Annotated in this window: 1 protein-coding gene; it reads left to right on the forward strand. The window is 75.5% G+C overall.

Features of this window, described 5'->3' with window-relative positions:
* The coding region (locus tag ACWDBE_RS37900; RefSeq protein ID WP_449810240.1) for a type I polyketide synthase at positions 1 to 15,168 on the forward strand (15,168 nt) is incomplete at its 5' end.
* Between the last annotated feature and the right edge of the window lie 79 nt (positions 15,169 to 15,247).

Raw genomic sequence — 15,247 nt, forward strand, 5'->3', positions numbered from 1 at the left:
GCGCCGCGTCTGGTGCGCGTTGCCGCTTCCTCGGAGAGCAGCGTGTCGCTGGGTGAGGGCCCGGTTCTCGTCACGGGTGGTACGGGTGGTCTGGGTTCGTTGGTGGCCCGGCACCTGGTCACGGCGCACGGGGTGCGGAGTCTGGTGCTGACCAGCCGTCGCGGCCTGGATGCCCCGGGTGCGACCGAACTGCGTGACGAGCTGGCGGGGTTGGGCGCCGAGGTGGACGTCGTCGCGTGTGACGTGTCCGACCGCGACGCTGTCGCGGCGCTGCTGGAGGGTCGTTCGCTGTCGGCGGTGGTCCACACCGCCGGCGTCCTGGATGACGGTGTGGTGTCGTCGCTGACGCCGGAGCGGCTGTCGGCGGTGCTGCGTCCGAAGGTGGACGCGGCGGTGATCCTGCACGAGCTGACGGCAGGGATGGACCTGTCGGCGTTCGTCCTGTTCTCCTCCGCCTCCGGCGTCTTCGGAGCCGCCGGCCAGGGCAACTACGCCGCCGCGAACGCGTTCCTGGACGCGCTCGCCGAGCAGCGCCGTGCCGACGGCCTGCCCGGCATGTCGATGGCGTGGGGCCTGTGGGCCGAGGACGGCGGCATGGCCACCAGCCTGTCGGACGCGGACGTCCGTCGTCTGGCCCGAGCCGGCGTGGCGCCGCTGCGTTCGCAGGAGGGTCTGGCCCTGTTCGACGGTGCGCTCACCCTGGAGCGCGCCCTGGTCGTCCCCATGCACCTCGACCCCGTCACGGCGGTCGGAAGCAGCGACGTTCCGCCACTGCTGCGCGGACTCGTCCGTACGCCGCGCCGCCGGACCGCCGCGAGCGGCAGCACCGCGGCCGCCGGTTCGCTGGCGGAGCGCCTGCTGGCCCTGCCGGCCGCGCGCCGCGACGAGACCGTCCGCGAGGTGGTCCGTACGCAGGTGGCCGAGGTTCTGGGGCACGGTTCGGCCGCCGAGGTCGACCCGGCCCGGGCCTTCCGGGAGTTGGGCTTCGACTCGCTGACGGCGGTCGAGCTGCGCAACCGTCTCAACGCGGCCACCGGCCTGCGCCTGCCGGCCACGCTGGTGTTCGACTACCCGACGCCCGCCGCGCTGGCCGACTTCATCCGCGACGAACTCGTGGGTGAGGCCCCGGTGGTGGCCGAGGTGCTGTCCACGACCGTCGTGGACGAGCCGATCGCGATCGTCGGCATGGCCTGCCGTTACCCGGGCGGGGTCGCCTCGCCCGAGGACCTGTGGCAGCTGGTGCTCGGCGGTCGCGATGGCATCACGTCGTTCCCGACCGACCGTGGCTGGGACCTCGACGCGCTCTACCACCCGGACCCGGAGCACCAGGGGACGAGCTACGCCCGCGAGGGTGGCTTCCTGCACGACGCGGGCCGCTTCGACGCGCGGTTCTTCGGGATCTCCCCGCGCGAGGCGCTCACCATGGACCCGCAGCAGCGTCTGCTGCTCGAAACCTCCTGGGAGGCCTTCGAGGGGGCCGGCATCGACCCGGCCACCCTGCGCGGCAGCGCGACCGGCGTCTTCGCCGGTGTGATGTACCACGACTACACCTCGGTGCTGACCAGCGCGGAGGAGGACGTCGAGGGGCACCTCGGTACGGGCAACGCGGGCAGCGTGGTCTCCGGGCGTCTGGCGTACACCTTCGGTCTTGAGGGCCCGGCGGTCACCGTCGACACGGCCTGCTCCTCCTCGCTGGTCGCCCTGCACTGGGCCATCCAGGCGCTGCGCAGCGGCGAGTGCACGATGGCGCTGGCCGGCGGTGTGACCGTGATGGCCACCCCGGGCGCGTTCATCGAGTTCAGCCGCCAGCGCGGCCTCTCGGCCGACGGCCGCTGCAAGGCCTTCTCGGCCGACGCGGACGGCACCGGCTGGGGTGAGGGTGTCGGCATGCTCCTGCTGGAGCGGCTGTCCGACGCGCAGCGCAACGGCCACCAGGTTCTCGCGGTGGTCCGTGGCAGTGCGATCAACCAGGACGGTGCCAGCAACGGGCTGACCGCCCCGAACGGGCCGTCCCAGCAGCGGGTGATCCGCCAGGCCCTGGCCAACGCCGGACTGTCGGCCGAGCAGGTCGACGCGGTCGAGGCGCACGGCACCGGCACCTCGCTGGGCGACCCGATCGAGGCGCAGGCGCTGCTGACGACCTACGGTCAGGAGCGTGCCGAAGAGCCGCTGTGGCTGGGGTCGTTGAAGTCCAACATCGGTCACACCCAGGCGGCGGCCGGTGTCGGCGGCATCATCAAGATGGTGATGGCGATGCGGGAGGGTGTGCTGCCGCAGACGCTGCACGTCAACGAGCCGTCGCCGCACATCGACTGGGCCTCGGGCGCCGTCGAGCTGCTGACCGAGGCCCGGCCCTGGCCGGAGACCGGGCGTCCGCGTCGCGCGGCCGTCTCCTCCTTCGGCTTCAGCGGCACCAACGCCCACGCCATCATCGAGCAGGCCCCCGAGGCCGCCCCGATCGAGGCGGCTCCGGCCGACGAGGCCACGGGCGTGCTGCCCTGGGCTCTGTCGGGTCGTACCGAGGCCGCGTTGCGGGAGCAGGCGCAGCGCCTGCTGGCGGCGGTCGCGGACGAGCGGCCGGCGGACGTCGGCTACTCGCTGGTGTCCTCGCGGGCGGTGTTCGAGCACAAGGCCGTGGTGGTCGGCGACGGGCGGGACGAGCTGCTCGCCGGCCTCCGTGCGCTGGCCGCAGGGGAGAGCGCTTCGTCGGTGGTCCGGGGTTCCGGATCGGGCGGCAAGGCCGTCATGGTCTTCCCGGGGCAGGGCTCGCAGTGGCTGGGCATGGCCCAGGGGCTGCTGGCGGATGAGCCGGTGTTCCGTTCCCGGATGGAGGAGTGCGCCAAGGCGCTTGCTCCGCATGTGGATTGGGATCTGCTGGAGGTCGTCTCGGGTGGGGACGGCGGGTGGATGGAGCGGGTGGACGTGGTCCAGCCGGTGCTGTTCGCCGTGATGGTCTCGCTGGCTGCCCTGTGGCGTTCGTGCGGTGTGGAGCCGTCGGCGGTGGTGGGGCACTCGCAGGGCGAGATCGCCGCCGCTGCCGTCTCCGGTGCTCTGTCGCTGGAGGACGCGGCGCTGGTGGTGGCGCTGCGCAGCCAGGTGATCATCGAGCTCTCGGGTCTGGGCGGGATGGTGTCCGTTCCGCTGCCCGTGGAGAGTGTCCGCGAGCTGCTGTCCGGCCGGGATGGAATCTCGATCGCTGCGGTCAACGGCCCCAGCTCGGTGGTGGTTTCGGGCGATGCCGGTGCCCTGGACGAGCTGATGGAGCACTGCGCCGGGCAGGAGGTCCGGGCGCGTCGGATCGCGGTGGACTACGCGTCGCACTCGGCGCACGTGGAGCGCATCGAGGCCCGTCTGGCGGAGCTGCTGGCCCCGGTCACGCCCCGGGTGCCGGAGGTGCCGTTCCACTCCACCGTCACCGGTGAACTGGTCGACAGCGCTTCGCTGGACGCCGGGTACTGGTACCGCAACCTGCGCCAGACGGTGGAGTTCGCGTCGACCGTCGACGCCCTGCTGGCCTCGGGCCACTCGCAGTTCGTCGAGGTGAGCGCCCACCCGGTGCTGACCGTCGGCATCCAGGAGTCCATCGACGCCGCCCTCGCCGAGGCCACGGTCCAGGGCACCCTGCGCCGTGACCAGGGCGGCCGGGAGCGCTTCCTGACCGCCCTCGCCGAGGCCTGGTCCAACGGCGCCACCGTCGACTGGACCGCCCAGTTCCCCACGGCCCACCGCATCGACCTGCCCACCTACGCCTTCCAGCGCGAGCACTACTGGCCGAAGCCCGCCACCACCCCGGCGGTCGCCGGCACGGCGGCGGCCTCCCCGGCCGACAGCCGCTTCTGGGAAGCCGTGGAGAGCGGCGATCTCGACACGCTGGTGCGGCAGTTGGACCTGGAGGCGTCCGGTGACGGTGCCGCCCTGGCCGCTGCCCTGCCGCTGCTCTCGGCCTGGCGCCGTCAGCAGCGTGACCACTCCACGGTGGACAGCTGGCGCTACCGGGTGGACTGGAAGCCGCTCGCCGAGGTGCCGACCGGCACGCTGACCGGCGGCTGGCTGGTCCTCGTCCCCGCCTCCCTCGGAGCGGAGGACCCGCTGCCGGCCGCGGTCGCCGAGCTGCTGGCCGAGTACGGTGCGCAGCCGAGCGTGCTGCGGGTCGAGGCGGGCGGGGCGGTCGCTGCCCTGGCCGCGGCTCTCGCCACGGCCGCCGAGGAGGGCGTGACGCCGTCCGGCGTGCTGTCGCTGCTCGCGCTGGACGAGGCGCCGCACGCCGAGCACCCGGTGGTCGCGTCCGGTCTGGTCGACACCGTCGACCTGGTCCGGGCCGTCGCCGAGCACGGCGGCGTCAACGGTGGCCTGAACGGCGGCGTGAACGGTGGCCTCCGGCTCTGGCTGGCGACCCGGGGTGCGATCGCGACCGGTGGCGCCGACCGGCTGCACAGCGCGGCGCAGGCGCAGGTCTGGGGCCTGGGCCGGGTGGCCGGACTGGAGCACCCGGAGTGCTGGGGCGGCCTGCTGGACCTGCCGGCCGAGCTGGACGCGCGCTCCCGGGCGCGGGTCGCCGCCGTCCTGGCGGGGATCGGTGACGAGGACCAGGTGGCCGTCCGCTCCTCGGGCGTGTTCGTCCGACGGCTGCGGCGCGCCCCGCTGGGCGACGCGCCGGCCGTCGGGGCGTGGCAGCCGCGCGGCACGGTGCTGGTCACCGGCGGTACGGGGGCGATCGGTGCCCACGTCGCCCGCTGGCTGGCCGAGAACGGCGCCGAGCACCTGGTGCTGACCAGCCGTCGGGGCCTGGACGCGCCCGGCGCGGCCGAGCTGCGTGCGGAGCTGCTGGGCCTCGGTGCCCGGGTGACGGTCGCCGCGTGCGACGTCGCGGACCGGGCGGCGGTGGCCGAGTTGGTCGCGGGTCTGGCCGGGCAGGGCGAGCCGGTGCGGGCGGTGATGCACGCCGCCGGTGTCGGGGACTCGGCGCCGCTGGCCGTCACCGGTGCGGCCGAGCTGGCCGCGAACGCCCAGGCGAAGATCGCCGGCGCGCGGCACCTGGACGAGCTGCTCGGGGACACCGAGCTGGACGCCTTCGTCCTCTTCTCCTCCAACGCGGGGGTCTGGGGCGGTGGCGGCCAGGGCTCGTACGCCGCGGCCAACGCCGGCCTGGACGCGCTCGCGCGCATGCGGCGCGAGCGCGGCCTGACGGCCACATCGGTGGCCTGGGGCGCCTGGGCCGAGGGCGGCATGTCGGACGGCACGGCGGGCGAGCAGATGCGCCGCCGCGGCCTCGTGCCGATGGACCCGGAGCTGGCGCTGACCGTGCTGCGGCAGGCGCTGGAGCAGGACGAGACGTTCCTGGCCGTGGCCGACGTCGACTGGCAGCGGTTCGCCCCGGCCTTCGCGGCCGCCCGGCCGCGTCCGCTGATCGCGGAGGTGCCGGAGGCCCTGGCCGCGCTGGCGGCCGACGCCGGCGCGGGCGCCGGCGCGGACGGCGGCTCGCCGCTGCTGCGGAAGCTGACCGGCCTGCCGGCGGGCGACCGTGACCGGGTCCTGCTGGACCTGGTCCGCAGCGAGGCGGCCGCGGTCCTCGGCTACGGTTCGGCCGCCGAGGTCGACCCGGCCCGGGCCTTCCGGGAGCTGGGCTTCGACTCGCTGACCGCCGTCGAGGTGCGCAACCGCCTCAACGCGGCCACCGGCCTGCGCCTGCCCGCCACGCTGGTGTTCGACCACCCGACCCCGGCCGCCCTGGCCGCCCTGCTGCGCACCGAACTGCTCGGTGCCGAGGACGAGCCGGTCACCGGGACGGTCGTGGCCACCATCGCGCGGGAGGACGACCCGATCGCGATCGTCGCGATGAGCTGCCGCTACCCCGGCGGTGTGCGGTCCCCCGAGGAGCTGTGGCAGCTGCTGGCCGCCGGCGGTGACGCCGTGGCCGGCTTCCCGGCCGACCGCGGCTGGGACCTGGAGGGGATCTACCACCCGGACCCGGAGCACGCCGGGACCAGCTACGCCCGCGAGGGCGGGTTCCTGTACGACGCGGGCCGCTTCGACGCCGAGTTCTTCGGCATCAGCCCGCGTGAGGCCCTCGCGATGGACCCGCAGCAGCGTCTGCTGCTCGAAACCTCCTGGGAGGCGTTCGAGCGGGCGGGCATCGACCCGGCGGCCCTGCGCGGCGGCCAGGTCGGCGTCTTCCTCGGTGCCGCGCCCTCGGGTTACGGCTCCGGCCTGACCGAGCTGCCCGAGGGTGTGGAGGGCCACCTGCTCACGGGCAACGCGGGCAGTGTGATCTCCGGCCGGATGGCGTACGCCTTCGGTCTGGAGGGCCCGGCTGTCACCATCGACACCGCCTGCTCCTCCTCGCTGGTCGCCCTGCACCTCGCGGCGCAGGCCCTGCGCGGCGGCGAGTGCTCGATGGCGCTGGCCGGCGGTGTCGCCGTGATGGCGACGCCGGGCGCGTTCGTCGAGTTCAGCCGCCAGCGCGGGCTGGCCGCCGACGGGCGGTGCAAGCCGTTCGCCGAGGCCGCCGACGGCACCGGCTGGTCGGAGGGCGCGGGCCTGGTGCTGCTGGAGCGGCTGTCCGACGCGCGGCGCAACGGGCACCCCGTGCTCGCCGTCGTCCGGGGCTCCGCCGTCAACCAGGACGGCGCCAGCAACGGGCTGAGCGCGCCGAACGGGCCGTCGCAGCAGCGGGTGATCCGCGCGGCGCTGGCCGACGCCGGGCTGTCCGGCGGCGAGGTCGACGTGGTCGAGGCGCACGGCACCGGCACGGTGCTGGGCGACCCGATCGAGGCCCAGGCCCTGCTGGCCACCTACGGCCAGGAGCGCGGCGAGGACGGCGAGCCGCTGTGGCTGGGCTCGTTGAAGTCCAACCTCGGCCACACCCAGTCGGCCGCCGGTGTGGCGGGCGTGATCAAGATGGTGCTGGCCATGCAGCACGCCGTCCTGCCGCGGACGCTGCACGTGGACGAGCCGTCCACGCACGTCGACTGGACGGCCGGCGCGGTGGAACTGCTGCGTGAGCAGCGGGACTGGCCGCAGACCGGGCGGCCGCGCCGGGCCGGTGTGTCGGCCTTCGGCGTGAGCGGCACCAACGCCCACGTCATCCTGGAGCACGCCCCGGCCGTGGAGCCGGAGCAGGCGGAGTCGGCCGAGCCGGCCGAGGCTGTCGGGGTCGAGGGCCCCGTGCTCGTGGCGCTGTCCGGCCGCACCGAGGTCGCACTGCGCGACCAGGCCCGACGGCTGAGCGCGCGGGTGGCCGCCGACGGCGGGCTGCGCCCGGTCGACCTGGCCTACTCGCTCGCGGTCGGCCGCACCGACCTGAACCGTCGCGCGGTGCTGCTCGCGGACGACCGGGCGCAGCTGCTGCGCTCGCTCGCGGCCCTGGCGGAGGGCGGAACGGCCGCCGGGCTGCTGCGCGGCACCCCGCGAGGCGGGAAGCTCGCGTTCCTGTTCACCGGTCAGGGCAGCCAGCGGCTCGGCATGGGCCGGGAGCTGTACGAGGCCTTCCCGGTGTTCGCGGACGCCTTCGACGCGGTCTGCGCTCGGGTCGAACTGCCCCTGAAGGAGGCGGTGTTCGGCGAGGACGCCGCGGTCCTCGCCCGGACCGAGTTCACCCAGCCGGCGCTGTTCGCCGTCGAGGTGGCGCTGTTCCGGCTGTACGAGAGCTGGGGGGTCCGTCCGGACGTCCTGGCCGGTCACTCGATCGGCGAGCTGGCGGCCGCCCACGTCGCGGGTGTCCTCTCGCTGGACGACGCCGTCACGCTGGTCGCCGCTCGCGGCCGCCTGATGCAGGCGCTGCCGGAGGGCGGCGCGATGGTCGCGGTGAAGGCCACCGAGGCCGAGATCCTGCCGCTGCTCACCGAGAACGTCAGCATCGCGGCGATCAACGGCTCGACCTCCGTGGTGATTTCGGGTGACGAAGGTGAAGTCCTCGCCATCGCCGGGCAGTTCGAGAAGACCAAGCGGCTGCACGTCAGCCACGCGTTCCACTCGCCGCTGATGGAGGGCATGTTGGCGGAGTTCTCGGCCGTCGCCGAGGGCCTGGCCTACGCCGAGCCGGTGATCCCGGTCGTCTCCAACGTGACCGGTGAGCTGGCCACGGCGGAGGAGCTGTGCTCGCCCGCGTACTGGGTGCGCCACGTCCGCGAGGCGGTCCGCTTCGCCGACGGCATGCGGACGCTGGAAGCCCAGGGCGTCACCACGTACCTGGAACTCGGCCCCGACGGTGTGCTCACCGCCCTCGCCCAGGACTGCGTCGACGGGCAGGACGCGGCCTTCGCCGCCGCCCTGCGCGCCGAGCGGCCCGAGGCGCGGACCGCGCTGGAGGCGCTGGCCGCCCTGCACGTGCACGGTGTGACGCCGGACTGGTCGGCGCTGTTCGCGGGCACCGGTGCCCGCCGGGTGGACCTGCCGACCTACGCCTTCCAGCGCGAGCAGTACTGGCTCGGCGGCCCCGGCACGGCCCAGGCCGCGCCGGCCGACGCCCACCGGGACCCGGCGGAGAGCGCGTTCTGGGCGGCCGTGGACGAGGGTGACCTCGCCGGGCTGGCCCGGACCCTGGACGTCACCGGGGACCAGCCGCTGAGCGCGGTGCTGCCCGCGATGTCCTCCTGGCACCGGGGCCTGCGCGAACTCGCCGAGGCCGCCGACTCGGCCTACCGGATCGCCTGGCAGCCGGTCACCCCGGCCGCCGGGGCGCCGACCGGCACCTGGCTGGTCGTGGTGCCCGCCGAGCGGGCGCAGGACGCCGACGTCCTGGCCGTCCGGCGGTCGGTCGCCGAGGCCGGCGCCGAACTGCTGGTGCTGCCGCTGGCCGAGGAAGGCCTCGACCGCGGCGAGACGGCGGCGCGGCTCGGCCGGGCCCTGCCGCAGGACCGCGCCCTGACCGGGGTGCTGTCCCTGCTGGCGGTGCCGGCCGAGCGGGCCGGGGACGAGGGCCTGCTGGCCCGGACCGGCGCACTGGTGCAGGCGCTGGCCGACGCCGGTGTGACCGCCCCGCTGTGGGTGGCCACCCGGGGCGGCGCGGCGATCGACGCCGACGGGCCGGTGCGCCCGGAGCGGGCGCGGCTGTGGGGCCTCGGCCGGGTGGTGGCGCTGGAGGCGCCGCAGGCCTGGGGCGGTCTGGTCGACCTGCCGGAGGAGCTGGACGAGCGGGTGCTCGGCCGGTTCACCGAGGTGCTGGGCGCGGCCGACGGCGAGGACCAGCTGGTGCTGCGCTCCTCGGGCGTGTCGGTGCCGCGCCTGGTCCGGGCGGCGCGCCGCCCGCTGCCGGGCGACCGGTGGTGGGACGGGGCCGGGACGGTGCTGGTCTGCGGCGCCGACGGCGTGGTCGGCGAGCGGCTGGCCGCCCGCCTGGCCACCGGCGGGGCCGAGCACCTGGTGCTGGCCGGCCGGACGGAGCGGGACGAGGAGGCGCTGCGGGCCGAGTTCGGCGTGCCGGTCACCGTCGTCGACGCCCCGGCCGGCGACCGCGCCGCGCTCGCCGCACTGCTGGAGCGCCACCCGGTGACCGCCGTGGTGCACGCCGGTGCCGCGACCCCGGTCGGGGCCGTGGACGGCGTCCCGCCGCGGGAGTTGGCGGCGGCCGTGCACGAGCGGGTCGCCGAGGTGCGCGCGCTGCACGAGCTGACGGCCGCACTGCCGCTGACCGCGTTCGTGGTCTGCTCCACGGCGGTCGGCGTCCTCGGCGGCGTCGGACACGGCGTGGACGCGGTCGCGCACGCGGAGCTGGCGGCCCTGGCCGCCGAGCGCCGCGCGGCCGGGCTGCCGGCGACGGTGATCGCCTGGGGCCCCTGGGCCGAGGAGGCCGAGTGCGCCGGGACCACCGGTGCGTGGGAGCGGGCGGGCCTGCGCCCGCTGACCGCGCGGGCGGCGCTGGCGGCACTGCCGGGCGCCCTCGCGGAGCCGGACGGCGCCCCGTTGGTGGCGGACGTGGACTGGGCGCGCTTCGCGCTCGGCTACACCGCGAACCGGCCCGGCCTGCTGATAGGCGACCTGCCCGAGGTGCGTGAACTCGCCCGGGCCGTCCCGGCCGGCGCGGACTCCTCGCTGGCCCAGCGGCTGGCGCAGGTGCCCGCGGCGGACCGTGACCGGGTGCTGCTGGACTTCGTCCGCTCCGAGGTGGCGGCCGTCCTCGGCCACACCACCCTGGACGCGGTGGAGCCCACCCGGGCGTTCCAGGAGCTCGGCTTCGACTCGCTGATCGCGGTGGAGCTGAGCAAGCGCCTCGCCGGGGAGACCGGACTGAAGCTGTCGCCGACCCTGGTCTTCGACCACCCGAACGCCACCGCCCTGGCCGACCACCTGCGCTCGCAGGTGCTCGGCGCCCAGGACGGCGACGGCCTGCCGGTGGCGGCCCGTCTCTCGGCCGAGGACGACGACCCGATCGCGATCGTCGCGATGGCCTGCCGCTACCCGGGCGGCGTCCAGTCGCCCGAGGACCTGTGGCGGCTGGTGTCGGAGGGCACCGACGCGGTGACCGCGTTCCCGACCGACCGAGGCTGGGACCTGGCCGGGCTGTACGACCCGGACCCGGCGAAGAGCGGCAAGAGCTACGCCCGTGAGGGCGGGTTCCTGCACGACGCGGCGCAGTTCGACCCGATGTTCTTCGGCATCTCGCCGCGTGAGGCGCTGGCGATGGACCCGCAGCAGCGGGTGCTGCTGGAGGTCACCTGGGAGGCGTTCGAGCGGGCCGGGATCGACCCCGCCGCCGTGCGCGGCGACCGGGTCGGCGTCTTCGCCGGCACCAACGGCCAGGACTACGCGCCGCTGCTGGAGGGTTCGCAGGAGGCCGAGGGCCTGGTCGGGACCGGAAACGCGGCGAGCGTCGCCTCCGGCCGGATCTCCTACACCTTCGGGCTCGAGGGCCCGGCGGTGACGGTGGACACCGCCTGCTCCTCCTCGCTGGTCGCGCTGCACCTGGCGGCCCAGTCGTTGCGCAGCGGCGAGTGCTCGCTCGCCCTGGCCGGCGGTGTGATCATCACCTCGACCCCGGGTGTGTTCGTCGAGTTCAGCCGCCAGCGCGGCCTGGCCGCCGACGGCCGCTGCAAGTCCTTCGCCGCGGCGGCGGACGGCACCGGCTGGGGCGAGGGCGCGGGCATGCTCCTGCTGGAGCGCCTGTCCGACGCCCGCCGCAACGGCCACCGCGTGCTGGCGGTCGTCCGCGGCTCCGCCGTCAACCAGGACGGCGCCAGCAACGGCCTGACCGCCCCCAACGGCCCGGCCCAGCAGCGCGTCATCCGCCAGGCCCTGGCCAACGCCCGCCTGACCCTCGGCCAGGTCGACGTGGTCGAGGCGCACGGCACCGGCACCCGCCTCGGCGACCCGATCGAGGCCCAGGCCCTGCTCGCCACCTACGGCCAGGAGCGCGGCGAGAACGGCGAGCCGCTCTGGTTGGGCTCGTTGAAGTCCAACATCGGCCACACCCAGGCGGCGGCCGGCGTCGGCGGCATCATCAAGATGGTGATGGCGATGCGGCACGGCGTCCTGCCGAAGACCCTGCACGTGGACGAGCCGACGCCGAACGTCGACTGGTCGGCGGGCGCGGTCGAGCTGCTCACCGAGGCCAGGGACTGGCCCGAGACCGGTGCGCCGCGCCGCGCGGGCGTCTCCTCCTTCGGCGTCTCCGGCACCAACGCCCACGTCCTCATCGAGCAGGCCCCGACGGCCGACCACACCGAGCCGGCCGTCGACCGCGACGCGGAAGGACCGGCGGTCGACGCGCTGCCCTGGGTGCTCTCCGCCCGCGGCAAGGCGGCCCTGCGGGCCCAGGCCGAGCGGCTGCGCGGCTTCGTCGAGGACAACCCCGGCCTCGCGCCGGCCGACCTCGGCCACGCGCTGGCGGCGACCCGCTCGACGTTCGAACACCGGGCCGTCGTGCTCGGCTCCGACCGTGCCGAGCTGCTCGCCGGCCTGACCGCCCTCGCCGGCGGCAGCGGCAGTGGTTACGTCCAGGGCCTGGCCCGCAGCGGCCGCACCGCCGTCGCCTTCACCGGGCAGGGCAGTCAGCGTCCTGGCATGGGGCGTGAGTTGTACGAGGCCTGTCCGGTGTTCGCGGAGGCCTTCGACGCGGTCTGCGCTCGGGTCGAACTCCCGCTGAGGGAGGCGGTGTTCGGCGAGGACGCTTCGGTTCTCGCCCGGACGGAGTTCACCCAGGTCGCGCTGTTCGCGGTCGAGGTGGCGCTGTTCCGGCTGGTGGAGAGCTGGGGGGTCCGTCCGGACTTCCTGGTGGGCCACTCGATCGGTGAGCTGGTGGCCGCGCACGTCGCGGGTGTGCTGTCGCTGGACGACGCGGTCGCCCTGGTGGCGGCGCGTGGTCGGCTGATGCAGGCGCTGCCGGAGGGCGGTGCGATGGTGGCGGTCAAGGCCTCGGAGGAGGAGGTGCTGCCGCTGCTGACCGCTCAGGTGAGCATCGCGGCGATCAACGGGCCTTCCTCCGTCGTGGTTTCGGGCGCCGAGGATGAAGTCCTCGCGATCGCCGGGAAGTTCGAGAAGACCAAGCGGCTGAGCGTCTCGCACGCGTTCCACTCGCCGCTGATGGACGGGATGTTGGAGGAGTTCCGGGCTGTTGCCGAGGGGCTGACGTACAGCGCCCCGCGCATCCCGGTCGTCTCCAACGTCACCGGGGACATGGCCACGGCCGAGGAGCTGTGCTCGCCCGAGTACTGGGTGCGCCACGTCCGCGAGGCCGTCCGCTTCCTCGACGGGATGCGCACCCTGGAGGCCCAGGGCGTGACCACGTACCTGGAGCTGGGCCCCGACGGTGTGCTCACCGCCATGGGCCAGGACTGCGTCGACGCCGACGGCAACGCCGTCCTCGTCGCCGCCCTGCGCGGCGACCGGCCCGAGGCCCGCACCCTGCTGGCGGCCGTGGCCCGGCTGCACGTCCAGGGGGCGGCCGTCGACTGGCCGGCCCTGTACGGGAACCGGCCGGTGCCGGCGCTCGACCTGCCCACGTACGCCTTCCAGCGGCAGCGCTACTGGCCCGAGGCCGTCACGGCCGACAGGCCGGCCGCGCCCTCCGCAACCGCCGACCCGACGGAGGAGCGGTTCTGGACGGCCGTCGAGCAGGGCGACCTCGCCCGGCTCGCCGACACGCTGGACGTCGCCGAGGAGAACCGCTCGGCGCTGCGCGAGGTGCTTCCCGCACTGACCGGCTGGCGCCGGCAGAGCCGGGAGCGCGCCACCCTGGACGCCTGGCGCTACCGGGCCACCTGGCAGACCCTGCCGGAGGACCCGGCAGCCGGGCTCACCGGCAGCTGGCTGCTGGTGGCGCCCGCCGACGGCCCCGGTGCCGAGCTGGCGCAGGCCGCCGCGGACGCCCTCGGCGGACACGGCGCCGACGTCCGGCAGCTGACGGTGGCCACCGGCGAGGCGCAGACCGAGGGCTTCGCCGCCCGGCTCGCCGGCGCGGCCGCCGACGGGGTCGCCCCGACCGGCGTGCTCTCGCTGCTCGCCCTGGACGACCGCCCGCACCCCGAGCACCCCGCCCTGTCGGCGGGCGTGACCGCGAGCGTCCGGCTGGTCCAGGCGCTCGGCGAGGCCGGCGTCGCCGCCCCGCTGTGGCTGGCCACCAGCGGCGCGGTCGCCGCCGGAGCCGGCGAGCGGATCGAACACGGCGGCCAGGCCCAGATCTGGGGCCTCGGCCGGACCGCCGCCCTCGAACACCCGGACCGCTGGGGCGGCGTGATCGACCTGCCCGCGACGCTCGACGAGCGGAGCGGCCGCCGCCTCGCGGCCGCCCTGGCCGCCGGCGAGGGCGAGGACCAGCTGGCGGTGCGCGCCGACGCCACGTACGTCCGGCGCTTGGAGCACGCTCCGCTGCCGGCCGGCCCGGTCGACGGCTGGCAGGCCCGCGGCACCGTCCTGGTCACCGGCGGTACCGGCGCCCTGGGCGCCCGGGTCGCCCGCTGGCTGACCGCCAACGGCGCCGAGCACCTGGTGCTGACCAGCCGCCGGGGCGCCGACGCCCCGGGCGCGGCCGAACTGCGCGCGGAGCTGGAGGGCCTCGGCGCCCGGGTCACCCTGGCCGCCTGCGACGCGGCCGACCGGACCGCGCTCGCGGCCCTGGTCGCCGGGCTCGCCGAGGCCGGCGACCCGGTCCGGGCGGTGGTGCACGCGGCAGGGGTCAGCCAGGCCTCGCCGATCGGTGCCACCGGAATTTCCGAATTCGCCGACGTGGTGAATGCGAAGGTGGCCGGAGCGGTGCACCTGGACGAATTGTTCGGCGCGAATTCCGAACCGCTCGACGCATTCGTCCTGTTCTCCTCGATCGCCGCCACCTGGGGCGGTGCCGGCCAAGCCGGATACGCCGCGGCCAACGCATTCCTGGACGCGCTCGCCGAGCAGCGCCGGGCCGCCGGCCTCACCGCCACCGCGGTGGCGTGGGGCCCGTGGGGCGGCGGCGGCATGGCCGCCGAGGACGACGCGGAGGAGCAGCTGCGCCGCCGCGGCCTGCCGGTGCTCGACCCGGAGACGGCCATCGCCGCCCTCGGCGCGGCCCTCGACCACGGCGACACCGCGGTCACCGTCGCCGACGTGGACTGGGCGCTGTTCGCGCCCGGCTTCACGGCGGTGCGCCACAGCCCGCTGATCGGCGACCTGCCGGAGGTCCGGCGGGCGCTGGGCACCGATGGCGCCGCGGACCGGGCGGACGACGGCGAGGCCTCGGCCGAGCTGCGCGGGCAGCTCGCCGAGCTGCCGGAGGCCGGCCAGGAGCAGCTGCTGCTGGACCTGGTCCGCACCCACGTGGCCGAGGTGCTCGGCCACCACGGGGTGGAGGAGGTCGAGGCCGACCGGGCGTTCAACGAGCTCGGCTTCGACTCGCTGACGGCGGTGGAGCTGCGCAACCGGCTCAACCTGCTGGGCGGGCTGCGACTGCCGTCCTCGCTGGTGTTCGACTACCCGACGCCGCTGGCCCTCGCCCGGCACCTGCGCACCGAGTTGGCCCCCGACGGCGCGCCGAGCGCGACCGACCTGCTCGGCGAACTCGACCGACTGGAGGCCGCCATGGCGGCCGCCGCGCCGGACGACCTGACCCGGACGAAGATCAAGGTCCGGATGCAGGCGCTGCTCTCCCAGTGGGACGACGGTCCGGCCAAGTCCGAGCCGGTGGGCGGCAGCGCGTTCGACGCCACCAGCGACGAGGAACTCTTCGCCCTCATCAACCGCGACCTCGGGAGGGGATGACGCCCGTTCGGAGCGAATGGCTGTGGATTATCCGTCGTGAATCCGTCGTGAATTCGGGCCGCTGAGCGGGGGTCGGGAA

It is taken from the genome of Kitasatospora sp. NPDC001132 (assembly GCF_053598415.1).